This is a genomic window from Arthrobacter sp. H35-D1 (assembly GCF_030063185.1).
Classification (GTDB): domain Bacteria; phylum Actinomycetota; class Actinomycetes; order Actinomycetales; family Micrococcaceae; genus Specibacter.
The window spans coordinates 670431-694572 of record NZ_JASISP010000001.1; the positions used below are offsets into that span (position 1 = coordinate 670431).

A 24142-nucleotide genomic window follows, 5' to 3' on the forward strand; every position below is an offset into this window, starting at 1 on the left:
CAATCCACGCGCCGGGTTCAAGGGCGCTGGCCCGGTGAAAGGAGCGAAGCGCAAGACCCCGCAGGTTGGCGGAACGCGCGGCCCACATCTTCCAGGCGTTGGAATGCATGCGTCCGTGCATGCATCTGCTGCGGCGTAGGGCGGCGTGGTTTGTGCCCGCGTTCTCCTGCCTTCGATAAACTGAAGACGTGGGCACAACAGGAAATTCAGGACGAGGCAGGGCTGCTGCAGCCGAGCCCGCGCCCAAGGTTTCAGCGAAGGTGTACGGCCGGCGCAGGCTTGTGGCGCTCATCCTTGCATTGCTTGTCATTGGCGGCCTGGTTGCAGGCGGGTTCTTCATCGTCGGACTGTTTGGCAACGGACCGGATTCCGGACAAGGTGGCGAAGCCGCAGGAAACAGCAGCACGGCCAAACCCAAACCTGGCGGAAAACCGGGTACGCCGCCGTCGGCCGTGTGCGACGAGGCCGGGATCAAGGTCGCCGCCGCGACTGACAAGGAGGCGTACGGGCCGGAGGAGTCCCCGGTCTTGACGCTGCGGGTGACAAACACCGGCAAGGCCCCCTGCGACATCAATGTGGGCACCAGCCAAATGGAGTATCAAATCACCAGTGGAGACGACGTGATTTTCAATTCCAGGGACTGCCAGCTGGATTCAACCGATTTGGTGAAGAACCTGAAGCCGGGTGCCTCGGAGACAGCCAATTTCCTGTGGAAGGTCAAGCGTAGTGCCCCTGAATGCGCTAAGGTCGCGGCTGAGCCTGGACGTGGCGGGGCAACCTATGCCCTGGTGGCGACCATGGGCAAGTGGTCCAGTGAAAAGGTGCTTTTCACGCTGAACTAGGGGTTTCGCACGAGTCGCTACAAGAAACGGTCCAGCAAACTCGCTTCGGCAATGCGGGACAGGCCTTCGCGGACGTTGCGAGCACGCAGCTCGCCAATGCCATCGACCACCATGAGCTCGTCGATGGTGGCTGCCATCAAGTTTTGCAAGCCGCCAAAGTGGTCCACCAGACGAGCCGCAACGGCGCCGGGAACAGCCTTCAGCCCCGACACCAAACGATATCCGCGTGGCTGGATCATGGCCTCAAGGGAGTCGTGGCCGGTGGTCAGGCCAACCGAGCCGGCAATGAGGCTCAAGTCGATCAAGTCGGCTTGGTCGATCTCCTGCAGGGCCGCCACAGCTTTATCAACCTGGGTGGTTTCAGGGTTGGTGTAGTCGCGAATGACCATGTCGGCGCCCGAGCCGCGGGTGGTGGACAGTTCCTCCAGCTGCAGGGACAGCAGGCGCCCGTCAACGCCGAGTTCAAGGACATACTGGGCAATTTCCTCTGAAATCCTGCGCACCATCTCGTGGCGCTGCAAGGTGACGGCAACGTCGCGGACGGTGACCATCGCCTCTATCTCCAAGGCGGATAGGGAACTCGTCACTTGATCGAGGCGGGCGCGGTAGCGTTCAAGGGTGGCCAGGGCCTGGTTGGCACGGGCCAACACCTTTTCTGAACCCTCCAAAACGTACCGCAGGCCGTCAACATACAAGGCGATGATCTGCATTGACTGGCTGACCGAAACCACCGGCACACCGGTTTGGATGGCAACGCGCTCGGCTGTGCGGTGGCGCGTTCCCGACTCCTGGGTTTCAATGCTGGGGTCAGGCACCAGCTGGACGGCCGCACGCAGAATCTTCGTGACGTCCTTGTCGCACACAATGGCGCCGTCCATCTTGGCCAGTTCACGCAGTCGTGTGGGGGCGAAGTCAATGCCGATTTCAAAACCGCCGGAACAGAGGCTGTCAATGGTCTTATCCGAACCCAGCACGATGAGCGCGCCCGTGCGTCCGCGAAGAATGCGTTCCAGCCCGTCACGCAGCGGCGTTCCCGGCGCGACACGGGCGAGAGTGGCCTTCAGGGCGTCTTCGGGACTGCGAAGCATTGACGGTTCCTTCTTTTCAGGCACGGGAATCCGCGCAAGTCACATTGCCCATAATACTGGGAAACACCGGCTACCATGGGCGGCCGGGCCACATGGACGGGGTATCTTGATGGAACCGTGTCCATTACGCAGTTTTCCACAATGTGTCCGGCCATTTCCCGGGCTACGACGATTTTTGGGCTCGGTGCGGCCCTGGGGTTCCGTGCAGGATGACCTCGGTGGCTTCAGCAATGTGCTCGATCTCCTTGACCGTGAAGTCCGGGGGGATGGGACCGGGCCCGGTGGTGCTCGATGGCACAAGTGCATGCGTGTAACCCAGCCGGCTGGCTTCGTGGATGCGCTGGTTGATCCCGGGCACCGGACGCACTTCCCCGGCCAGGCCCACCTCGCCAAACGCCACCAGCTTGCCATGGACGGGCTTGTTCGTCTTTGCCGAAACAATCGACAAGGCCACGGCCAGGTCCATGGCGGGCTCGCTCAACCTGGCGCCGCCCACCGTTGCCACATAGCTGTCGTCGGCGTCCAGTCGCAGCCCGGCCCGTTGCTGCAGGACGGCCAGCAGCATGCCGATGCGGGTGGAATCCAGGCCGCTGACAGTTCGGCGCGGCTGGGACCCCATGGATGGGGTCAACAGTGCCTGCACCTCGGCCAGCAGGGGCCGGCGTCCTTCCATGGTCACGGTGATGCACGTCCCCGACACCGGCTGGGAGGTGCGGGAAGTGAATAGCCCGCTCGGATCGGCCAGGCCCTCGATGCCGTCTTCGGTCAGGTCAAAGCAGCCAACCTCGTCCGTCTGCCCGTACCTGTTCTTGACGGCCCGGAGCAGTCGCAACCTGGAATGGCGCTCGCCGTCGAACTGGCACACAACGTCCACCAGATGCTCCAGCAGGCGCGGGCCGGCAATGGAACCGTCCTTTGTCACGTGTCCCACCAACAACGTGGTCATGCCCAATCGCTTGGCCGCGGCAATGAGCGACGCCGCCACCTCGCGCACCTGCGACACCCCGCCGGCGCTGCCGTCGACCATGGCGCTGCTGAAGGTCTGCACGGAGTCCACAATCAGCAAGGAGGGCTGGACAGCTTCAACTTGGCCCAGCGCCGTTCCAAGATCGGTTTCAGCACCCAAATACAAGGTGTCGGCGACAGCGCCGATCCGCTCGGCGCGCAGTTTCACCTGGGCAGCCGACTCCTCGCCCGTGAGGTAAAGGACCTTTTGCGGCGCCCTGCCGTGTTCGTTGCGGGCAAACTTGGCCGCCACATCAAGGAGCAGCGTGGACTTGCCAACGCCGGGTTCCCCCGCCAGCAGGATCACGGCCCCCGGCACCATGCCGCCGCCCAGGACGCGGTCAAGCTCGGGCACCCCCGTGAGGTTGTGGGCGGCCTTGGAGGCGTCGACTTCGCTGATCAGCTGGGCAGGTCGGACCACAGTGGTGGCGGCCGTGGTCCTGATGACGACCGTGCCGATTTCCTCCAGCGTCCCCCATGCCTGGCATTCGCCGCAGCGCCCCACCCACTTCACTGCCGTCCAGCCGCATTCGGTGCAGCGGAAATTCTGCCCTGTGTTGGTCTTTGCGCTCTTTGTTGCCATGATCCAACCTTATCGCCGGGCACCGACAACGGGCACTGACAGCGGGAACGGCACAGGCTGCGCGGGCCGCGGGCGAACGCCTGCTGAGCGGCAGGTAACTGCGGCGGAAGGCGGGCCCGCAGCGTGGGGGAATGGTCGGCGTCGTGCATGGATCCCAAGAGTCCGCGCAGCGTTAACCTTCCGTTCACTTGGGTGGGGCCCTTGCTTCACTTCGAACTCATACCGTCAAAGAGTAATGAATCGAAATCGACGCAACGAAGACGTAGAAGAGGTAAAAGCGTGAAGGTACTTCACATTGGACGTGTGGCAGCAGTTCTCACCGTGGGCGCCCTGGCACTGACAGCCTGCGGAACTGACAACGTGGTGAGCCCCGCCGACGGCGGCAGCTCGGCAGCGGGCACCGGCGCCGCCGGAACATTGACGGGCACCGGCGCCAGTTCGATCTCAGCAGCCATGGGCGCGTGGAAGGCCGGCTTCGAGTCCGCCAACACCGACGCCAAAATCCAGTACTCGCCCGAAGGCTCCGGAGCCGGACGCAAGGCGCTGATCGCCGGAGCCGTGCAATTCGCCGGATCCGACGCATTCCTGAAGGACGAGGAACTCACGGCCGCCCAGGCAAAGTGCGGGCCCGACGGCGCCATCGACATCCCCTGGTACATTTCGCCGATCGCCGTGGCATTCAACGTGGAGGGCGTGAAGGATCTCAAGCTCGACGCCGGCACGGTCGCCAAGATCTTCCGCGGCGACATCAAGAACTGGAACGATGCCGCCATCAAGGCAGCCAACCCGGATGCCGTGCTCCCGGACTTGGCCATCACGCCCGTACACCGCTCGGACAACTCCGGAACCACGGAAAACTTCACCGACTACCTGGCTGCGGCTGCCTCGGACGTGTGGACGGATGAGAAGTCCGGCGACTGGCCCGCCTCGCTGCCAGGTGAAAATGCCAAGGGCACCTCCGGCGTAGTCAAAACCGTCACCGAGACGGCCGGCGCCATCACCTACGCCGACGACTCAGCCGTCACCGACGCCCTGGGCAAGGTGGCGTTGAAGGTGGGCGAGGACTACGTTCCCGTCACTGCAGAAGCCGCCGCCAAGGCCGTCGACGCCGCCACCGTTGTTGAAGGCCGCTCCGCCAACGACTTGGCCCTTAAGCTGGACCGCACCACCACCGAGGCCGGCGCCTACCCCGCAGTCCTGGTCTCCTACGGCCTGTTCTGCGCGTCCTACCCGGACGAAGCCACGGCAGACCTGGTCAAGTCCTTCGGCACCTTCGTCCTCAGCGACAAGGGGCAGCAGCAGGCAGCGGACGCAGCCAAGAGCGCGCCCCTTTCAGCTGAACTGGCAGCCAAGGCCAAGTCGGCGATCGACTCCATCAGCGTCGCCTCAAAGTAAGCATCAGTAGTCAGTAGAAGGTACTAGATTGTCCACCACAAAGCTCGCACCCCAGCCGGGGCCGGGGCCGGCCAAAAAAGGGCCGGCCCCGGCAAGCGGCCCCGGCACAGGGCGCCTCGGAGACAAAGTGTTCTCCGGTGCGGCCCTAGGCGCCGGCGCACTGATTGTTGCCGTCCTGTTCGCCGTGGCGTTGTTCCTTGTTGTCCAGGCCCTGCCGACCTTTGGCGCGCCAGCGGCGGACATCACGGGAGGCAGGGGATTCTTCTCCTACATCTTCCCGATTGTCATCGGCACCTTGATTGCAGCGACCATCGCCTTGCTCATCGCCACGCCCGTCGGTGTGGCCGTGGCCTTGTTCACGTCCCACTACGCCCCGCGGAAACTGGCCCGCGGGCTGGGCTATGTGGTGGACCTTCTGGCAGCGATCCCTTCAGTTGTCTACGGGGCATGGGGCGCCAGCTACCTGGCCTCACAGCTAAAGGGTCCGTACCAATGGCTTGCTGACAACCTCGGTTGGATTCCCCTTTTTGGCGGGCCGGCATCGGGCACCGGAAAGACCATTTTGACAGCCGGAATCGTCCTGGCCGTCATGGTACTGCCCATCATCGCCTCACTGACACGGGAGATTTTCCTCCAGGCCCCCATGCTGCACCAAGAAGCGGCGTTGGCGTTGGGTGCCACCCGGTGGGAAATGATCCGCATGGCTGTTCTACCCTTTGCCCGCGGCGGCATCATCAGCGCCGTCATGCTGGGCCTTGGCCGTGCCCTCGGTGAGACCATGGCAGTGGCGCTTGTGCTCTCCTCCGGGCCCCTGATCGCCTCGCTGATCCGCTCCGGCAACCAAACCATTGCCGCCGAGATCGCGTTGGACTTCCCCGAGGCGTTCGGGTTGCGCATGCATGAACTCATCGCCGCCGGCCTGGTGTTGTTCCTCATCACGCTCGCCGTCAACATGGTGGCCCGTTGGATCATCAACCGCCACAGCGAATTCTCGGGAGCCAACTAATGGTCACGCTCATGACTGAACGCAAGCGCTCCGCCCTGACCCGCGGCCGCCTCCCCAAATACACTCCGCATGTGATCGCCGTCAGCGCGGTTGTCGTGGCAGCAGCCCTGATGTCCCTCGTCGGTTTCAACATCTTTGGCTGGGCAGTGTTGTCCGCCGTCCTCTTTGCCACCGCCAACGTGGTTAGCACGGCGCTCGTTGAAGGCCGCCGCAAGGCCACCGACAAGCTGGCCACCTCGGTCGTCGCCGGGGCCTTCCTTGTGGCGCTGCTGCCGCTGGTCTCAGTGATCTGGACGGTCCTTGTCAACGGCGTGCCCGGCCTGCTGACACCGGGCTTTCTGAACACGTCCATGAACGGTGTGACAGGTGCCGTGGACAATGCGTCCGTGGAAAACGGCACCCCCGTGCTGGGCGGCGCCTACCACGCACTGGTCGGCTCGGTCCTCATCACGTTGTGGGCCACCATCATCTCCGTGCCGGTAGGCCTGCTGACAGCCATCTACCTGGTGGAATACGGTGCGCGGAACCGGTTCTCCAAGATCATCACCTTCCTGGTCGATGTCATGACGGGCATCCCCTCGATCGTTGCGGGTCTTTTTGCGGCGGCCTTCTTCGCCATGATTCTGGGGCCGGGAACCAAAACCGGATTCGTGGCCGCAGTGGCCCTTTCAGTGCTCATGATTCCCGTGGTGGTCCGCTCCAGCGAGGAAATGCTGAAAATTGTTCCGAACGAGCTCCGTGAGGCGTCGTACGCGCTGGGGGTGCGCAAATGGCGCACCATCATCAAGGTGGTAATTCCGACGGCGATCTCAGGTATCGCCTCCGGGGTCACCTTGGCCATCGCCCGGGTCATTGGCGAGACCGCACCGTTGCTGGTCACGGCAGGATTCGCGACCACCATCAACATGAACGTCTTTTCCGGCTGGATGGCTTCGCTGCCCACGCTCATTTACACGCAGATCATGACGCCCACGTCCCCGTCGAACTCGGACCCGTCCACGCAGCGCGCCTGGGCCGCGGCGCTGTTGCTGATCATCCTTGTCATGCTCCTGAACCTTGGCGCCCGTCTTGTGGCCCGAATCTTTGCGCCGAAAACCGGCCGATAACTGACTGTGAAAGAAGAACTTTAGCCATGTCCAAACGTATTGATGTCAGTGACTTGAATGTTTACTACGGCGATTTCCGTGCTGTGGAGGACGTCAACATCACCCTTGACGCCAAGAGTGTCACGGCCTTCATCGGCCCGTCCGGCTGCGGAAAGTCGACATTTCTGCGCACGCTGAACCGCATGCACGAGGTCATCCCCGGGGCGCGCGTGGAGGGCAAGGTCCTCCTTGACGGGGACAACCTGTATGGCGACGGCGTGGACCCCGTGCAGGTCCGCAGCCAGATCGGAATGGTGTTTCAGCGGCCCAACCCGTTCCCCACCATGAGCATCCGCGACAACGTGCTGGCCGGCGTGAAGCTAAACAGCCGCCGCATTTCACGCAGCGACGCCGACGATCTGGTGGAAGGCTCACTGCGCGGGGCCAACCTGTGGAATGAGGTCAAGGACCGCCTGGAGAAGCCGGGTTCCGGGCTTTCCGGCGGGCAGCAGCAGCGCTTGTGCATTGCCCGCGCCATCGCCGTCGCCCCGGACGTGATCCTCATGGACGAACCATGCTCCGCACTGGACCCCATCTCCACGCTGGCCATTGAAGACCTCATCAATGAGTTGAAGGACGAATACACGGTGGTCATCGTCACCCACAACATGCAGCAGGCCGCCCGCGTCTCCGACAAGACCGCCTTCTTCAACATTGCAGGAACCGGCAAGCCCGGGAAACTGATCGAATTCGCCGAAACGGCCACCATTTTCAACAATCCCAGCGAAAAGTCCACGGAAGACTACGTCTCCGGCCGCTTCGGCTAGTCCCTAGGCCCTCCCCAAAGACAACCGCCGGCGCGTCTGGCTTTGCGGCCCCTCGCGCCTGTGGGCCCATCCACGCCCTCCCACTGCTCGCAAGCTCCCACTGGGTCCCTCGGGCGCGTGGGCCCAGCCATCCCTCCCCAACGTCAGCCGCCGGCGCGTCCGTGAAACCGCGTCCAAGTCGCGTGCCCGCGTCTGGCCAGCGAAACTGCTGCTGGCCAACAGCGGTTTCGCGGGCCAGACGCGGGCATGTGGTGTGGCGGTGGGAGAAAACGGCGTCCGGACGCCCCGGCGCTAGGCTTGAAAGATGACTTCTCTTCCCGCCGTCCACGGCGCCCACCTCGTCGGATCCATCAACCAGCCCACGGCCGCTGATTCGTTGGCCATTGTTGCTGAAAACCTTGGCGGGCACGTCGCGCGCTACCCCGACGGCGAAGTGGGTGAGCGCTTCCACTGGATACTGTTCCAGGGCACAAGGTTCGACGCCGTGGCCGGGCTCGAGCGCGTCGTGCGGGCCCCGATCATGGTCGCCGGCTTCGACGTGCGGCCGCTGACGCTCGACGGCACAGTCCCTGCCGAGGAACTGGCCTTCGGGTCGCTGGGCTACGCCCAAGCTGCGCTCGCCGGATACAGCGACTTCAAGGCACTGCGCGACGCCGGCGCCATCCCCTCCGGTGCCCGCTTCCAGGTCTGCCTGCCCACCTCGCTGGCCCCGCTTTCGGTCTATGTGGCCCCGGAGGACCGCGCGGCCGTCTACCCCGCCTACGCCGCGGCGATCCGCAAGGAGACCGCGGACATTGCGACAGGCATCCCCGCCGAGGACTTGGCCATCCAGATCGATCTGGCCACCGAGTTCTCTTACATCGAGCAGGTGGCCATGGGCGCCCGTCGGCCGTTCCCATGGTTCATTGACGGACTGGCCGAGGACGCCGAGGCTCCCGCCGAAAACATCATCGATGCCGTTGCCACGATGGCCGCCGAGACTGCTGCAACCGTTCCCGAGCACGTGCAGCTTGGCTTCCACCTTTGCTACGGCGACGTGGCCGAGAAGCACTTCGTCGAGCCGGCGGACACCACAAACCTCGCGGCTGTCGCCAATGCACTGTCGGCACGCGTGGCCCGCCCCATCGGGTTCCTGCAGCTGCCGGTGCCGATCGAGCGCGACGACGAAGCCTACTTCGCGCCGCTGGCAGGCTTGGAGCTGCACCCTGAAACAGCGCTGTACCTGGGCCTGGTGCACCACGAAGACGGTACCGAAGGCGGCCTGCGCCGCGTGGCAGCAGCCCGCCCCGCACTTGCCGGAGCGGGAATCGAGGAGTTTGGCATCGCCACGGAATGCGGTTTTGGCCGCGGCCCCGCAGAGCGCACGGCACCCCTGCTGCGCCTGCACGCGGACATCATCGAGGCGGCAAATGCCTGAGGTCGTGGGCTGTTCCGCCCCCCTTTCCCCTCCCGACGGCGCCCACACCACCCTGGCGACGGGTGGCAAGGTGGCCGAGCTGAATCAGCAGCTGATGCGGGTGGCGGTCGATCCAGCCCCGTTCATACTGCAGCTGATGCGGGTGGCGGTCGACCCAGCCCCGTTCATACTGCAGCTGATGCGGGTGGCGGTCGGGAACACCCACATGAGCTGCAGTATGGAGTACGTGCGGCGGGGCCAACCCGCATGAGCTGCAGAACGAACGGGTGCTCCGGTGGATTCAGGTGTCAGGCCAGCGGCGAGAGGGCCAGGAAAAACACCGCGCCCAGCGCTGCACAGACAAGGGGCGTGGCAACCCACGCGCCGGCAATCCGCAGCAGCATCCGACCGTTCGCAGCGGAAAATCGCTGGTTTGCCCCGGCCCCGACAATGGCGGCCGTGACGGTGTGGGTGGTGGACAGCGGCATGTGCAGACCAATGGCTCCGAAAAACAGCAGCAGGGCAGCCACCATCTGCGCCACAAAACCGCGCATGGGATCCATCCTGACCAGGCGGTGTCCCAACGTGTAGGAGATTCGCCAACCGCCAAACAAGGTGCCTGCGGCGAGCATCGCGGCCGTGAACAGCGGCACCCACAGCGGCACTTCCCCGACCCCGGCGGCGCCGGCGGCCACAAGGGCAAAGAGCACAACCGCCGTGGTGCGCTGGCCGTCCTGGAGGCCGTGTCCAAAAGCGACGGCGGCCCCGGCCACAGACTGCAGCTGGCGGCTGCGCCGGTTGACCATGTTGGGAGCGGTGTTCCTGGCCGCCCAGGAGGTGGGGTAGACGGCCACAAAGCCCAGCACAAAAGCCAGCACGGGGGAGATCAGCAGGGGCAGGAGCACGAGCGTCAGCAGCGTGATGTTGATGCCTTCAAGCGGGGGATACCCCACGGCGCTCGAGCCGAGGGAGGCGCCCACCACCGCGCTGATGAGGGCGTGCGTGGAGGAGGACGGGAAACCGCGCCACCACAGGTAAATGCCCCACAGGCTGGCCCCGATCAGGGCGGCGAGCAGCAGGATCAGACCGCTGCGACCCGGCGGAACCGTGAACAGCTTGTCGGCGAACGTCGCCGCCAGGCCCACGCTGGCAAGGGCCCCCAAGGCATTGAACACCGCCGCCAGAAGAACGGCGATGGAGGGTGTCAGGGCGCGGTTGCGAACGGAAAGTGCGACGGCGGCCGAGGCATCGCGAAAACCGTTCAGGAAGGCGAAGACCGCCGCCGCGACGACCACGGCACTGAGCAGGAAAACCAGCAAGCTCAGGATTCCTTGACGATGATGCTGCCCACCTGGATGGCGACTGTGCGCATTTGCCGGCTGGCGGCGGCGAACTGGCCGGCCAGCGTGCTGTATTTGGTGAAGGTCGCGGGGCTGTGCGCCGTCAGCAACTCGGAGTCCAGCACCCGGTGCGTCTGGTCGGCGCGCTTGGCCAGTCGCAGGACCTCCAGCCAGTAGTCCTCCAAACTGTCCAGGTCGTTGAGGGACTTCATGGCGGCAGTGGTCAGTTCCGCCTGGCGGGAGAGAATTTCGAGCTGGTCGCTAATGCGCGCCGGCATCCGGTCCAGGGCATACAGCTCGATGACTTCCCCGGCGCCGGTGAGAATTTCACTGGTTTCATTCAGCAGCCTGCCCAAGGCATAAAGATCCTCGCGCGGGAGCGGGTTGATGAAGCTGGTGCGCATGCGCGTCAGGAGCGTGGCAAAGTCGGCCGTGGAAGCTGCTTCCTGCTTGCGCAGCGATTCAGTGAGGGCCGGAAAGTCGCCCGGACCCGCCCCGAGCAGTTCCGCAAGGGTGTGCGTGCCGGCCGAAATCTGCTCTGCCATGCGGGCCAGCGCCTCAAGCCCGGCCGTCTCCTGGGGAAAAAGTCGAAGCTTCACTGTGAGACCTTTATTGTGGTGGATCCCGGCGCAAAATCCGGTGTGGATCAGGGCATAAAAGTGGTGCCGAACCGGGAGCGCCTCTCGGCACTGGGCCGCTCGTAGCGGCTATAAAATGGAGCCCGGGGGTTCCACGGTTCGACACCGCTTTCAGTCTTCTACGTCAGGACCCGGCTGTCAACTGGAGCCGCTTTCACTAGTCCAGTTCGCCCTGTCGCCATGACTTTGCCGCGCCTTCAAGATCCTCGGCCGTGCGCACCAATTGGCGGGCCTTCTTGGCCAATGCAGCCGAATGTTCGGCATGGGCGTTCACGCGCTCCTCGGCGAGGGTGGCCTGGCCCAAGGCAATGACGCGGCAAAAAGCCGCCGATCGTTCAAGGGCTACATCGAATTCGCCGTCGAAGGCCCCGGAAAGTATTGCATTGGACATGGCGGTAATTTCCTCGGCTCCCGGTGGCTCTGCAACTCCAGCCACGGCATTGGCAACCTGGGCTTTCTCCTGGCCTGCCCGGAAGAAGACGCTGATGCCCTCGGGGTCCTGCAACGTGGCTGCCCGCAGTGCGTAGAGGCGCCACAAGGCGCCGGGAAGCGAGCGGGCCGGGCTGGCCGCCCACATTTCGGCAATAGCCTCAAGGCCCTGCTTGTCGGCAAGTTTGACCAGCCGCTTGGTGATTTCGGGGTCGTTGCTGGCCCGTCCGCTGTGGACAAGGGCACGGGCGGCCAGGTGTGCTGCCTCAGACACGCGCGCGGGATCGGTGCCCCCGGCATACGACTCGAAGTCGGCCGGAGCAAAGGGCACCGGCTTGTGCGGTCGGGGAGCGCTGCTGGCTGGTTGATCGTTCATGACATGACCCTACTCCCGCTGTGGTGCAGGGTCGAGGGAACGGATGGACAGGCGGGTCCCTCGGGTTGTGCGGGGTCGCAATTGCATTCTGGTGCATGGCGTGCGGTAGTCTAATATGCGTCAACTTTTGCACAGCGGATTCGCTGCTGCAGGGCTGGCGCTAGCTCGGGCCTTTAGCTCAGTTGGTAGAGCATCGGACTTTTAATCCGTGGGTCGCGGGTTCGAGCCCCGCAGGGCCCACCGAGCGAAAAAGATCCCCTGCACCGTTTGCGGTGCAGGGGATCTTTTGCATCTTCAGGAGACCCCCTCGTACCCCCGGGAAGTATCATCGATGTCTCCGGCGGACTCCAAGGCACCGATGAAGTCCGCCGACGTGGTGGGGGTGGAGAACATGGGGTAGTTGAACTTCACGGCGGATTCGCCCTCTTCAACGCTGGTTGCCGCCACCGCATCGGTCAGCGTCACCACGTTGTAGCCGCGCTCGTAGGCGGTGCGCATGGTGGATTCTACGCAGCAGTTGGTCAGGAAGCCGGCCAGCGCAACCGTCTTGATGCCCTTTGAGCGCAGGATAAAATCCAAGTTTGTGCTGCCAAAGGCGTCTAGGCCGCGCTTGCCTTCAATGACGATGTCGGACTCGGAAGGGGCAAAGCGGTCCATGATTTCAGCGCCCCAAGCACCTTTCACGAAGGCTGTCGCGTCCACCACTCCCTTGAGGATGCCATAGGGGTGCTGGGTGATTTCGTTGTACCCCGGGGCGAAACTGATGGGGGAGTGGATCACGGTGGCGCCGGCTTCGCGGGCCGCGGCCAGGACCTTTTCAGCGTTGTCCAAGGTGCCGTTGGCCGCCATGGAATCCTTGACGGCGTCGTGCAGCACGCCGCCTTCAGAGGCGAAGTCGTTTTGGAATTCAATGAAAACCACAGCTGTTGAGTCGGTGTCCATGGCATTCTCCTTGGTTTGAGTGGATTCGTTGAGGTGGAATTTCTCACACACGAGTGAATCTACCGCTGGCCGTTCAACATTGGTAGGGCGCCAAAGTGGCAAGATAGTGTCCATGACAACAAATGCCCCCGCGCTCGCCCTGACCATCGCCGGATCCGAAGCGACAGGCGGTGCCGGCGCCCAGGCCGATCTCAAGACGTTCCAGGAGCTGGGCGTCTTCGGGATCGTGAACCTGACGTGCATTGTCTCCTTCGACCCCAAGGATAACTGGAACCACCGCTTCGTGCCGGTGGACCAGCAGGTCATTGCCGACCAATTGGAAGCCACGACGGCGGCCTACGGTGCCGCTTCAGGGGCACCTACGCAGCTGGAGACGGTGAAAATCGGGATGTTGGGAAGCCCCTCCACCATCAAGACGGTGGAAACTGCACTCAAAGCGGCAGCCTTCAAGAACGTCGTGCTGGATCCGGTCTTGATCTGCAAGGGCCAGGAGCCCGGACATGCCCTGGACACCGACCAGGCGCTGAAAGCCCACATCCTGCCGCTGGCCACCTTCGTCACACCCAACCACTTTGAAGCCGAGTCGCTCTCCGGACTGAAAATCAACAACGTCGAGGACCTGAAGGCAGCGGCTCGCAAGATCCACGAAATCAGCGGTGCCGCTGTGCTGGCCAAGGGCGGGGTGCGCCTGGCCGGCCTGGACGCCGTCGATGTTTTCTTTGACGGGGAAACCTTGGAGGTCCTCTCTGCACCCAAGGTGGGCGAAGTGGCCGTCTCCGGGGCAGGATGCTCGCTGGCTGCCGCCGTGACCGCCGAACTGGCCAAGGGCGCCACAGCCTTGGAGGCTGCCCGCACGGCCAAGGCCTTCGTCACCGAGGGCATCAAGAACCGCGTGGCATCCGGCGCCCCGTTCACCGCACTGTGGCAGGGTGGAGCCGGCGCCTGACCGCGGTTCAAGAACACTGTTGCCAGCACCTGCACAGTGTGCCAAGCTCGCTTTATGAGAGTGAACGCAGGCCAGGAAACAGAGCCCTTCGACGCCAATGTGCGGACGGTACGCAACGATGCCCGGCACCGGTACGAACTTTTTGCGTCCGATGAGCTGGCCGTGGTCATTGCGTTCAAGGACCGCCCTGGCCACACGGAGCTCCTCCACACCGAAGCCCAACCCGGGTTTGAGGGGCGCGGACTGGCAAAGGTGCTGGCCAGATATGCGCTCGACGATGTGGTGGCAGCGGGCAAACGCATTATTCCGCACTGCAGCTATGTCCTGCGGTTCATTGAAAAACACCAGGACCTGTACACGCAGTACACCGACTTCCCGCAGGAGGTTTAGATGAAACGTCCGGTTGCCTTGATTACGGGGGCCACCTCAGGGCTGGGCGCCGAATTCGCCCAGCAGCTGGGTCGGTCCCGGCACGACCTGGTGCTGGTGGCCCGGGACGTCGAACGTCTTGAAGCCAAGGCCGTGCGGCTGCGCAGCGACTTTGGCGTGGCGGTGGAGGTGCTGCCCGCGGACCTCACCACGGACCACGGCGTTGCTGCTGTCAGCGCGCGCCTGACGGATCCTGTCCAGCCTGTCTCGGTGCTGGTGAACAATGCCGGCTTCAGCTTGGTCAAGGCTTTTGAAAAGAACACGGTGGAGGACGAGGTGGCGCATCTGCGTATCCTGGCCCGCACACCCATGGAGCTCATGCATGCAGTGCTGCCCGGAATGCTTGTCCGCGGCCACGGCCGGATCATCAACGTTTCAAGCGTGTCGGCGTTCATTCCTCGAGGCAGCTATGGGGCAGCCAAGGCGTGGGTGACAAGCTTCAGCCGCTCCGCCAATCTGCGGTACGGTCCCCAGGGCGTGAAGGTGACGGCCGTGTGTCCTGGATTCGTACACACCGAATTCCACCAGCGCATGGGCGCGGACACGGGCGGGGTCAAGCCGTGGATGTGGCTCAATGCCGAGCCGGTGGTGCGCGAAGGACTGACGGACAATGCCGCAGGCAAGGCCGTCTCCATCCCGTCCAAGCGTTACACCGTCCTCATGGCGCTGAGCCGCCTGGTGCCGGACAAGGTGGCGGCAGCAGTGGGGAACCGCGGCCGCTAGCCAGCTGGCAACCCTCATCGGCAACTCTGGTCGGCAAAACCTGGTGGAAGCGTGTCCAGCCCGGCGCACGGGAACCAATCAGGCGTCGTGGTTGGTTTCCAGGATGCGCACCAGTGATTCCAGGGCTTCGGCAGCTGTGTCGTCCTCCGTACGGAGGACAACAAGCTCGCCGTGCTCCACTCCCAGGCCCATCAAGGCCAGCATGCTGTCGGCGTCCACGGCCTCATCCACCGGGTCCGACGCGCGGGCAATGGTCACCTCAATGCCCAGCTCCCCGGCCGCTTCGGCAAAGATCGAGGCGGGGCGGGCGTGCAGACCAACAGTGCTGGCAATGGTGGCTGATCGTTCAATCATGGTGTTCTCCAACTCGTTGTGTGTGGTGCTGTGCAGGTGATGAAGTTATAGTCCCAGCTCGGCAAGTGCAGGCAGTCCGGCGCGGACAAGCTCGAGAGCTTCGGCTGCCGATGCTGCGGCCACGGCTTCCATTGCCAGCGCACGGGCTTGGGGAAGTGTGACCGTGCGCAGGACTGCGCTGACGGCCGGCAGTGCGCGCGGGGTCATCGACAGTGATGTGACGCCCAACCCTGCCAGCACGACGGCGAGGACGGGATCCGCCGCCGACTCCCCGCACACTCCCACCGGCTTGGGCGCAGAGTCCCTGGGCGCAGAGTCCTCGAGGGCGTGTGCGGCCGAGTACCTGGCTTGGGAAGCCGCACCTTCAACAGTGGCCCGGATGAGGGCCAGCACGGCCGGCTGCCACGGATCATTGAGGGCGGCCAAGGTCCCCAGTTGCCTGTCGGCGGCCATGGCGTACTGTGTGAGGTCGTTGGTGCCCAGGCTGGCAAATTCCACGTGGTCGAACAAGTGCCGGGCGGTCAGCGCAGCGGATGGAACTTCCACCATGACGCCGGGGATTTTTAGCCCCTCGGCGGTGCACAGGGCGGCAAAGTGGGCTGCCTCGGCAGCGGTTGAGATCATGGGGGCCATGACCCACACCACGGCCTGCGACTGCTTGGCGGCGTCGGCTATGGCGGCAAGCTGCCGGGCCAGGACACCCGGGGTGGTGGTGTCGGTGCGGTAGCCGCGCACGCCCAGGGCAGGATTCGCTTCGCTGGTGTCCGTCAAGAAGGGCAGCGGCTTGTCGGCGCCGGCGTCGAGCGTCCTGACCACCACCTTCTGGCCGGGGAATGCATCGAAAACGCCCCTATAGGCGGCCACCTGGACGGCATGGGATGGCTCGGTGTCATTGCCCAGGAAGCAGAATTCTGTCCGCAGCAGACCCACACCCTGCGCGTTCGCAGCGGCGGCCTCCCGGGCATCGCTGTCACCACCAACATTGGCGAGCAAGGGCAGCAGCGTGCCATCCGCTAGGCGGCCCTCACCGTCAAAGACGCTCAGCAGCGAAGCCTGCTCCTGCCAGAGGGCCACAGCTGCATGCTCGGCATCGCCGGGATCGGTGCTGACTTGGCCGGTGGAGCCGTCGACGAAGACAAGACCGCTGTCGGCCAGCCCGCCGACGCCCGTGGCGGCCACCACGGCCGGCAAGCCCAAAGCCCTGGCAATGATAGCCGTATGCGACTGCGGCCCGCCGCTTGCTGTGACCAGCGCAACCACCTTGTTGGGATCAAGGGTGGCCGTGTCGGCAGGTGCAAGATCCTCGGCCACCAAGATGAAAGGTGCGTCGGAGTCGGGGATTTCAGGAGCAGGAACACCGCGCAGCTGCGCCACGATGCGGGACTTGACGTCTTGGACGTCGTGGGACCGTTCTGCCATGTAGCCGCCCAAGCCCTTGAGCATGGCTGCCACGGATTCCCCGGCCTCCCAGATGGCCCGTTCAGCCGATGAGCCTGAATTGATGAGCTTCACGGCGGCTTTGATCAGCATGGGATCGGTGGCCATCAGTGCGGTGGCCTCGAGAACGTCCTTGCCCGTGCCCTCCGCCCCGCCGGCGCGTGCTAGCAGTTGGGCTTTGACAGCCGCACCGGCTTCCTTAAGCGCGGCAGCAGCCGTTTCCGGTGTCGTCGAGCTGGCCAACTTTTCACCCACGGGTGGTTCGGCCAGGGCGGCGGGCATGTGCCGGACCGGGCCAATGACGCGGCCACGGGAAACGCCAACTCCAACAAAGTTTTGCATTACTGTTCCTTTGAAAGTCACTTCTAGCTGTTCTGTGCAACGAGCTGCTGTGGGGCAAGAGTATCAATGGGTTTGCGGACGACCCAGCGTTTGAGGGCTACTACTGCGAACGCGGCAATAACTGTCCCCACCACAATGGATAGGGCAAACATGGCTAGGTTGCCGATCGCGAAGAACACGAAAAAACCACCATGGGGTGCCTGCGAGGTGACATGGAAGGCCATGGTCATGGCCCCTGTCGCGGCACCGCCGAGCATGGCTGCGGGAATAACGCGTAGTGGGTCTGCCGCGGCGAAGGGGATGGCACCTTCGGAAATAAACGATGCACCCAGCAGCCATGCGGCCTTGCCGTTTTCACGCTCTGCCAAGGAAAAACGCTTCTTGTCAATCACCGTGGCCAGCGCCATCGCAAGCGGTGGAACCATGCCGGCCGCCATGACGGTTGCCATGATCTCCCATGGTGCCTGGTTGGCGATGCTGCCGGCACCCAGGCCGGCAACGGCGAAGGCGTAAGCCACTTTATTCACGGGACCGCCCAGGTCGAAGCACATCATCAGGCCCAGAATGATGCCCAGGACCACGGCGGATGCCCCGCTCATGCCTGTCAACCAGCTGTTCAGTCCTACAGTGAGTGCCGCGATGGGTGCGCCGAGGAACAACAGCATGGCCCCTGAAGCAATGATGGAGCCCAGCAGCGGGATGATGACCACTGGCATCAGACCCCGCAGCCAGCGTGGGACCTTCCAGCTGCCGATCCAGTAGGCGGCCAAGCCGGCCAGGATTCCACCCACGAGTCCGCCAAGGAAGCCCGCTCCCATGAAGACGGCGATGGCACCAGCTGTGAAGCCGGGTGCTATGCCGGGGCGGTCAGCAATGCCGAAGGCAATGTATCCGGCCAATGCCGGGACCAAAAAGGCCATGGACAGGGAGCCGATTTTGAACGCGACGGCACCCAAATATGCTCCGAGCGGGCCCATCGCCTGCGCGGGAATGTCCACGGGCAGGTTTGCCAGGCTGTTGGAAGTCAGGATCTTGTCCGCGAAATCGGTAATCTGGAAACCGCCTAGCAAGAATCCCAGCGCAATCAGCAGACCGCCACCGGCCACAAAGGGGATCATGTAGCTGACGCCGGTCAGCAGTACCTTCTTGATCTTGCTGCCCAGACTTTCGCCCGATGCCGCGGCCCTCTGGTCAGCGGCTTCCTCGGCACCGAAGTGCGGTACCCGGTGGGCGTTGGGGTTCTCGGCTGCCGCCAGTGCTTCCTGGATCATCTTGGCCGGCTCGTCAATACCGCGCTTGACGGGCGAGCTCACCAGCGGCTTGCCAGCGAAACGTTCCTTGCCGCGCACATCCACATCGACGGCAAAGACTACGGCATCAGCGGCCGCAATCACCGCAGGGTCCAGCGGTGTCACGGCACCGGAGCCCTGCGTCTCAACCTGAAGGTCCACGCCGACTTCCTGCGCTGCCAGCACCAGCGAGTCGGCGGCCATGTACGTGTGGGCGATGCCAGTGGGGCAAGCCGTCACGGCAACCAGCCGCTGCTGGCGGGAGGGGGCGGCCTGCGTCGACGAGGTCGCCGTCGCTGCGGCCGGCTTGGGCTTGTCTGTGAGGGCATCCTCGACCAAGGCGACTATTTCAACCGGGGTCTTCGCTGCGCGGAGGGCCGCCGTGAAGTCCTTCTTGATGAGCGAGCGAGCCAGTTTGGAGAGCAGCTTGAGGTGGGCGTTGTCAGCGCCTGCCGGAGCTGCGATGAAGAAGACGATGTCTGCGGGGCCGTCCTTGGCTCCAAAGTCGACTGCCGGTGCGAGGCGGGCCATGGCCAGGGTGGGTTCGAGAACGGCCTCGGAGCGGCAATGTGGGATGGCGATGCCGCCGGGGACGCCCGTAGCCGTTTTTTGTTCACGGGCCAGAGCGTCGGCAAACAGGCCTGCGACTTCGGAGGCGCGGCCGGTCTTAGCCACGAGTTCGGCAAGGTGGCGGATGACGGAGGTGGTGTCCGCGCCGAGGTCGGCATCAAGGAGCACCAGGCCGGTATTAATGAGAGTGGTCATGTCAGATCTCTTCGATTGAGGCCAATGCCGTCACAACAACGGCGGCGGGGTTGGTTTGTGCAAGGGAGGGAACAAGGGTTCCCGGCAGAGAAGCGGCGGCCGCCCCATGGGCCACTGCTTGCTGCAGGCACGCTTCGGGGGAATCTCCGCGAAGCGTGCCCAGCAGATACCCGGAGAGCGCGGAATCGCCCGCTCCGACGGTGCTTTTTGCTTCAATGGCAGGGCCGGAACCGTGCCAGCTGCCATGTTGGGATACCAGGACTGCGCCCTTGGATCCCAGCGTGGCAAGGACCGCGCCAACACCCTGGTGCACCAACAACCCGGCTGCGCTCGCAGCCAGCGTCGGGTCGGCTTCGAGGGCGGGCCCGTCTGCACAGCCCGTCAGCTCGGCCAATTCCTCGCCGTTGGGCTTGAGTAGGTCGGGGGCGTGCCGCAGGCTTTCGCGCAGCGGTGCACCGGAGGAGTCAACTGCAATTCTTGGGGCGCGCTTCCCGTGGGCGGCACGCACGGCGTCGATGACTCGGGCGTAAAAATCATTCGGCGCCCCCGGCGGAAGCGAGCCGGCGAGCACGAGCCAGGAGGCGCCGTCGGACTGATCCACGGTCATTTTCAGCAGCGCCGCAACCTGGGCCGTGGAGAGCGCAGGGCCCGGTTCGTTGACTTTTGTGGTGGTTCCATCGGGCTCGGTGATGGCCACATTGCTGCGCAAAGGTGCGCCGATGGCGAGTGCCGTGTGGGGGATGCCTTCGAGCTCAAGGGCGCGGACAACGGCGTCGCCCGGGTCCCCGGGAAGCAGTGCCAGTGCGGGTGCTTGTGAAGCTGACAGTGCGCGGACAATGTTCACGCCCTTGCCGCCGGGGTGCAGGGAGGCGGCGGTTGCGCGCTGGACTTCGCCGCGTTCCAGCGGGGCCGATAACTCAATGGTGTGATCCAGGCTGGGGTTGGGTGTCAGGGTGATGATCATGCCAGTACCACCTCGACGCCGGCCGCGGCCAGCGCTGCGGCGAGGTCAGGGGCAGGTTCGGCGGTGGTGACGAGGGTGTCGATCTCCTCGAGGGTGGCGAAGCGAACAAGCGTCTCGGCGCCCAGCTTAGAGGCGTCGGCAAGGACCACCACCTGACGGGCGGCCTTGACCATGGCGGTCTTGGTGGCAGCCTCCACGGGGTCTGGGGTGCTCAAGCCAAAGTCTTCATGGATGCCGTTGGCGCCGATGAAGGCGATATCGGGGCGGAGACCGCCGAGTTGTTCGGTGGCTCTAGCTCCCACAACGGCGCTTGTCAGGCCCCGGACGCGGCCGCCCACAATGTCAAGGAGCAACTTGGTGTTGGTGCCCAGCGAAACTGCCATGGGCAGTGAGTTGGTGATGACAAGCAGTTCATCGCCGGCCTTGGCGGGCGACCATCCGGCGAGTCGGTCGGCCAGCGCGGCCGTGGTGGTGCCAGAGTCGAGCAGGATCGATGCTGTCGGGGTGTGGGGGATGAGTGCCAGGGCTGCCGTGGCGATACGCTGTTTTTCATCCATGTGCCGGCCCTGGCGTTCTCCAAGACTCAGCTCGGAGCGGCTGAGCTGATCGGGGGCCACGGCGCCTCCGTGAACGCGGCGTAGTTGACCGGATTCCTCGAGGACGGCCAGGTCGCGGCGGACCGTTTCCTGGGTGATGGAGAACAGTCCGGCCAGTTCATTCACTCCAGCCCGGCCCTGGGCACCAACGAGTTCGGCGATTTTTTGGTGCCGTTCCTCCGCAAACATGGGATTCCTTTCGCTGGGACCGTTTCAAGGGCTGTGGGGCTTGAAACGGTGCGCGTGACGGGTGTCACGATGTTGATTCAAGTGACTTTATCTGTGTTTATCTTTGTTTGTCAAGGTTTTCCCCACATAAACCCAGAAATGCGGGTATTGGATGGTGGAGGGTGGTGTGGACAGGCATCCGCAGTCTGTGGAATGTGGTTTGCGTTTCCCGGCTGAAACGGCGGCGCCAAGGCCGGTTTGGCGCGGAAATGCAGCTTGCCCACTTATGCGGTGTCTGCGCCCTGCGAATAAGCAGACAAGATGCGTACAAGCGGGAAACCACCACAAGTGTGGGCGGCAAAGAAACCCAAGACCGCCCGAAGCCGCCCGAAGATCCCCTGCAGCTCCCCGTAGTTCGCCACCGAGAGCTTCCCGTGCTGCGAGATGCCGCCGGGACCCCCTCCAATGGGTAGTGTTGGCCCATGGACACCGTTTTGTGGTCCCGCCCCGAGGACCAGCGCGCCGGCACGCCGCTCCTGCTGATGTTGCACGGCTACGGATCGGATGAAGCGCGCATGGCGGCCATGTTCGAGGACATGCCCAGAGGCTTCAGCTGCGCGGCCCCGCGGGCACCGAGGGACATCGCCGGAGACAGGGGCTGGTTCCTGCTGGATTATTTCCTGGTCAACGACTTCGCCGAAGTTCTCGGTGCTGCCACCTCCGTCCTGGCCTGGCTGGACACTGTCATGGCGAAATACGCCTTCACTTCGGTTTCGCTGTTGGGGTTCTCGCAGGGGATGGCCATGGCCACGACGCTGATGCGGTTGCGCCCGGAGCAGTTTTCCGTGGGGGTGGGGCTCTCCGGCTTCGTCCTCCACAACGAACTTCTCGGGGCCATGGAGCCCTTGGCCGCCAGGATCCCGTTCCTCTGGGCTCGGGATACTGCAGACATGGTCATCAATCCCGACGCCACGGCGTTCACTGCCGACTGGTTGGCCGCCAACACCGAGCTGAGCAACGCCCGCTATGCCGGGCTGGGCCACAAGATCGGCGCCGACGAGCTCTCCGACGTGTCGTCCTTCCTGACCGGCCACGTGGCGGGATCGTTCGTGCCGCGCGGATAGGCTTTGGAACATGTCCAGCCAACCCAGCGGCTTTGCGTACACGACGGCGGACAACGGCGACGTCGTCATCAGCCACCACGGTCGCAGCGCGACGACGCTGCGCCGCGGCGCGGCCAGAAAGTTCCGCGAAGACGTGGAAGCCGCCGACCCCCAGGAACTGATGGCCCGCCTGACCGGGAACTACAAGCGCGGGAACGAGCGCACCGCTAAAAACCACCCGCGCAACGGCGGTCGGCGCAGCTAAGCGGGTGGGGCCGCTAAGCGGGTGGCGCCGCTAAGCGGGTGGCGCCGCTAAGCGGGCCGAACGGGCCGCGCGGACAAGCGGCCTGAGCGGTCGCGCAAGCAAACATGGGAACGGGCCGCGCGGACAAACATGGGCCAAGTGTTGCTGCCGGTTCAACCAAAAGGTTGATGGCCGGCGTCGTGCGTGTTCATAGGCTGGAAGCAAAGGCCCGCACGGGGCCCCGAGCCAAGGACATCTCATGAAAAAGCTCCTCTATTCAGCGTTCGCCTACATGGTCATCGGCGTACTTTCGGGGTTGTTTTACCGCGAGTTCACCAAGGGAAAGGACTTCACCGGCTTCACCCAACTCGCAGTGGTCCACACACACCTGCTCACCCTCGGCTTCATCGTCCTGCTGATTGTGCTGGTTCTTGAAAAAGTCTTCGCACTGTCCGGCTCGCGCCTCTTCAGCTGGTTCTTCTGGACCTACAACGCCGGGCTCGTGCTGACGGCGGCCATTATGGTGGTTCACGGGATCCTGCAGGTGGACGGCGCCACCGACGTCTCCGCCGCCATCCCCGGCATTGCCGGATTGGGACACATTCTGCTCAGCGTCGGCATGGTGCTGCTGTTCCTTGCCCTGCGCACCCGCCTCTTTGGCACGGCCGTGACGCACGACGCCGACACCCAGGCAGCGCTCGCAGGCTGACGTCCCCGCGTGGTTGGCCTGGTTTTTCCCGGAGCGAACGTCCGGGCGATAGTGGGGAAGTGCCGCTAACGTTGAGCACAGACAACACAACCATAGGCAAGCAGCCGCAGGCAGGCAGCCGCAGACAGGCAGGGGAACCATGGCACGCAAGAAGCTCAAGCACGTGGGGATGGAGCCCGGACCCGGTTTCGCCAAAACTACCGGCAAGGTCAATCCGGCGGTGGGAATCGCCGCAGGCGCGGCGTTCGACGAGAAGGGCATGCCAGCGCCTGCAGTTCACAGCTTGCTGCTGAAAGCTGTTGAAGTTCAGCGGCCGCTGGTGTTGGCGAACTTGCGGCGACTGCGCAGGCGCCATCCGAATGCGACGGCGTTTGAGCTCAGCCAGCGGCTGGAGCGCGACTTCCTCTCAGGAGTTGGAACCGGGGGCGCAGCCATTGGTGCCACGGCCATCATTCCCGGCGTCGGCACAGTTGCTGCGCTGACCATCTCCGCCGCCGCGGCGGGCGTCTTTTTGGAAGCGACGGCGCTCTACGCTCAATCGGTGGCAGAACTGCACGGCGTGCGCCTGCAGGATCCAGAGCGTGCCCAGCTGACCGTCATGGCCATCATTTTGGGCGATGAAGGGTTGGCCATGTTGAAGGGCCTGACCGGACACGCACTAGGCACCGGTGCCACTCCCATGCAGGCATGGGGCAAGACCGTCAGCATGAGCATTCCACTGACAACCGTCAGGGCCCTGGTAGCGCCCATGCAGAAAAAGTTCCTGCGAAAGATGGCCGTCAAAGGTGGCGCATCCGTGGTGGGCAGGGCGCTGCCGTTTGGCATCGGTGCCGTCGTTGGCGGAGCGGGCAACTACATGATGGGCAGGGCGGTTGTTGCCTCGGCAAACCGCGCCTTCGGTCCGGCACCCATGATGATTCCAACGCAGCTCTTGGCCGAACTGGACGCCACCGGAAAACAGCCCAAGGCAGCCAAAGCGCCCAAGGTGCTCAAGGAAACGAAGGCGCTCAAACCCCCGAAGCCGACCAAAGCAGCGAAGCAGGCTAAACAACTCATGGGTCCAAAGCCCCCGCAGGCGCCTCAACCTAGCGAGGATTAGTGGCGCCTGCACCGGCGTCCGC

Annotated in this window: 24 protein-coding genes and 1 tRNA gene; 14 read left to right on the forward strand and 11 right to left on the reverse strand. The window is 64.2% G+C overall.

Going from position 1 to position 24142, the window contains the following annotated elements:
* The first annotated feature begins 188 nt into the window (after window positions 1–188).
* The gene (locus QMG25_RS03060; RefSeq protein ID WP_283457189.1) at window positions 189–842 is read left to right on the forward strand and encodes a hypothetical protein; all 654 of its coding nucleotides are present in this window, start codon (window positions 189–191) and stop codon (window positions 840–842) included.
* A 17-nt stretch (window positions 843–859) separates the two neighbouring features.
* On the opposite strand, the gene disA is transcribed toward QMG25_RS03060, so the two are convergent.
* Window positions 860–1930 carry a DNA integrity scanning diadenylate cyclase DisA gene (gene disA, locus QMG25_RS03065; protein WP_283457191.1) on the reverse strand — a complete coding sequence of 357 codons (1071 nt, stop codon included), beginning with the start codon at window positions 1928–1930 and terminating at the stop codon, window positions 860–862.
* Between the two features lie 163 nt (window positions 1931–2093).
* Window positions 2094–3518, reverse strand: coding sequence for a DNA repair protein RadA (gene radA / locus QMG25_RS03070; RefSeq protein ID WP_283457193.1), 1425 nt, complete (start codon window positions 3516–3518; stop codon window positions 2094–2096).
* A 279-nt stretch (window positions 3519–3797) separates the two neighbouring features.
* Between radA and pstS the strand changes: the two genes are divergently transcribed.
* The 5 genes from pstS (at window position 3798) to QMG25_RS03095 (ending at window position 9248) form a co-directional block, all read left to right on the forward strand.
* Window positions 3798–4913 (forward strand): phosphate ABC transporter substrate-binding protein PstS, encoded by a 1116-nt coding sequence (pstS, locus tag QMG25_RS03075; protein ID WP_283457195.1) that lies wholly within the window; start codon window positions 3798–3800, stop codon window positions 4911–4913.
* A 127-nt stretch (window positions 4914–5040) separates the two neighbouring features.
* Window positions 5041–5919: a phosphate ABC transporter permease subunit PstC gene (gene pstC / locus QMG25_RS03080; protein WP_283457373.1), complete on the forward strand. Its 879-nt coding sequence runs from the start codon at window positions 5041–5043 to the stop codon at window positions 5917–5919.
* A gap of 11 nt (window positions 5920–5930) precedes the next feature.
* Entirely contained in the window at window positions 5931–7025 is a 1095-nt protein-coding gene (gene pstA, locus QMG25_RS03085; protein WP_502866328.1) for a phosphate ABC transporter permease PstA, read from the forward strand.
* Between the two features lie 26 nt (window positions 7026–7051).
* Window positions 7052–7831 carry a phosphate ABC transporter ATP-binding protein PstB gene (pstB, locus tag QMG25_RS03090; protein ID WP_283457200.1) on the forward strand — a complete coding sequence of 260 codons (780 nt, stop codon included), beginning with the start codon at window positions 7052–7054 and terminating at the stop codon, window positions 7829–7831.
* Between the two features lie 304 nt (window positions 7832–8135).
* Complete coding sequence (locus QMG25_RS03095; RefSeq protein WP_283457201.1) at window positions 8136–9248, forward strand: hypothetical protein; 1113 nt, start codon at window positions 8136–8138, stop codon at window positions 9246–9248.
* A 287-nt stretch (window positions 9249–9535) separates the two neighbouring features.
* On the opposite strand, the gene QMG25_RS03100 is transcribed toward QMG25_RS03095, so the two are convergent.
* From QMG25_RS03100 to QMG25_RS03110, 3 genes are all read right to left on the reverse strand, one after another.
* A complete protein-coding gene (locus tag QMG25_RS03100) occupies window positions 9536–10546 on the reverse strand; it encodes an inorganic phosphate transporter (protein WP_283457203.1) in 1011 nt (336 codons plus the stop codon).
* Window positions 10547–10548: 2 nt separating this feature from the next.
* A complete protein-coding gene (locus QMG25_RS03105) occupies window positions 10549–11166 on the reverse strand; it encodes a DUF47 domain-containing protein (protein ID WP_283457205.1) in 618 nt (205 codons plus the stop codon).
* Window positions 11167–11362: 196 nt separating this feature from the next.
* Window positions 11363–12010, reverse strand: a complete 648-nt coding sequence (locus tag QMG25_RS03110; RefSeq protein WP_283457207.1) for a hypothetical protein — start codon at window positions 12008–12010, stop codon at window positions 11363–11365.
* Window positions 12011–12177: 167 nt separating this feature from the next.
* Between QMG25_RS03110 and QMG25_RS03115 the strand changes: the two genes are divergently transcribed.
* Window positions 12178–12250, forward strand: a tRNA-Lys gene (locus QMG25_RS03115).
* Between the two features lie 54 nt (window positions 12251–12304).
* Here QMG25_RS03115 and QMG25_RS03120 read toward each other — a convergent pair.
* Window positions 12305–12952 (reverse strand): cysteine hydrolase family protein, encoded by a 648-nt coding sequence (locus tag QMG25_RS03120; RefSeq protein ID WP_283457209.1) that lies wholly within the window; start codon window positions 12950–12952, stop codon window positions 12305–12307.
* Between the two features lie 112 nt (window positions 12953–13064).
* Here QMG25_RS03120 and QMG25_RS03125 point away from each other — a divergent pair, with 112 nt between their 5' ends.
* The 3 genes from QMG25_RS03125 to QMG25_RS03135 are packed head-to-tail and all read left to right on the forward strand — an operon-like array spanning window position 13065 to window position 15050.
* Window positions 13065–13898 carry a hydroxymethylpyrimidine/phosphomethylpyrimidine kinase gene (locus QMG25_RS03125; RefSeq protein WP_283457211.1) on the forward strand — a complete coding sequence of 278 codons (834 nt, stop codon included), beginning with the start codon at window positions 13065–13067 and terminating at the stop codon, window positions 13896–13898.
* Between the two features lie 54 nt (window positions 13899–13952).
* Entirely contained in the window at window positions 13953–14288 is a 336-nt protein-coding gene (locus tag QMG25_RS03130) for a GNAT family N-acetyltransferase (RefSeq protein ID WP_283457213.1), read from the forward strand.
* Complete coding sequence (locus QMG25_RS03135) at window positions 14289–15050, forward strand: SDR family NAD(P)-dependent oxidoreductase (RefSeq protein ID WP_283457215.1); 762 nt, start codon at window positions 14289–14291, stop codon at window positions 15048–15050.
* Between the two features lie 78 nt (window positions 15051–15128).
* On the opposite strand, the gene QMG25_RS03140 is transcribed toward QMG25_RS03135, so the two are convergent.
* The 5 genes from QMG25_RS03140 to QMG25_RS03160 are packed head-to-tail and all read right to left on the reverse strand — an operon-like array spanning window position 15129 to window position 20986.
* Entirely contained in the window at window positions 15129–15404 is a 276-nt protein-coding gene (locus QMG25_RS03140; protein ID WP_283457217.1) for an HPr family phosphocarrier protein, read from the reverse strand.
* 45 nt (window positions 15405–15449) lie between these two features.
* The gene (locus tag QMG25_RS03145; protein ID WP_283457219.1) at window positions 15450–17183 is read right to left on the reverse strand and encodes a phosphoenolpyruvate--protein phosphotransferase; all 1734 of its coding nucleotides are present in this window, start codon (window positions 17181–17183) and stop codon (window positions 15450–15452) included.
* Between the two features lie 23 nt (window positions 17184–17206).
* Window positions 17207–19237, reverse strand: a complete 2031-nt coding sequence (locus QMG25_RS03150) for a PTS fructose transporter subunit IIABC (RefSeq protein WP_283457221.1) — start codon at window positions 19235–19237, stop codon at window positions 17207–17209.
* 1 nt (window position 19238) lies between these two features.
* Window positions 19239–20201, reverse strand: a complete 963-nt coding sequence (locus QMG25_RS03155) for a 1-phosphofructokinase family hexose kinase (RefSeq protein ID WP_283457224.1) — start codon at window positions 20199–20201, stop codon at window positions 19239–19241.
* Window positions 20198–20986, reverse strand: a complete 789-nt coding sequence (locus QMG25_RS03160) for a DeoR/GlpR family DNA-binding transcription regulator (protein WP_283457226.1) — start codon at window positions 20984–20986, stop codon at window positions 20198–20200. The genes QMG25_RS03155 and QMG25_RS03160 overlap by 4 nt, the downstream gene beginning before the upstream one ends.
* 461 nt (window positions 20987–21447) lie before the next feature.
* On the opposite strand from QMG25_RS03160, the gene QMG25_RS03165 reads away from it, so the two are divergent.
* From QMG25_RS03165 to QMG25_RS03180, 4 genes are all read left to right on the forward strand, one after another.
* Window positions 21448–22089 (forward strand): alpha/beta hydrolase, encoded by a 642-nt coding sequence (locus tag QMG25_RS03165; protein WP_283457228.1) that lies wholly within the window; start codon window positions 21448–21450, stop codon window positions 22087–22089.
* A gap of 10 nt (window positions 22090–22099) precedes the next feature.
* Window positions 22100–22333 (forward strand): hypothetical protein, encoded by a 234-nt coding sequence (locus QMG25_RS03170; RefSeq protein ID WP_283457230.1) that lies wholly within the window; start codon window positions 22100–22102, stop codon window positions 22331–22333.
* Window positions 22334–22571: 238 nt separating this feature from the next.
* Window positions 22572–23021 carry a DUF2871 domain-containing protein gene (locus QMG25_RS03175; protein ID WP_283457231.1) on the forward strand — a complete coding sequence of 150 codons (450 nt, stop codon included), beginning with the start codon at window positions 22572–22574 and terminating at the stop codon, window positions 23019–23021.
* Window positions 23022–23160: 139 nt separating this feature from the next.
* On the forward strand, window positions 23161–24120 hold the full coding sequence (locus tag QMG25_RS03180; protein WP_283457233.1) for a hypothetical protein: 960 nt from the start codon (window positions 23161–23163) through the stop codon (window positions 24118–24120).
* The last annotated feature ends 22 nt before the right edge of the window (window positions 24121–24142 follow it).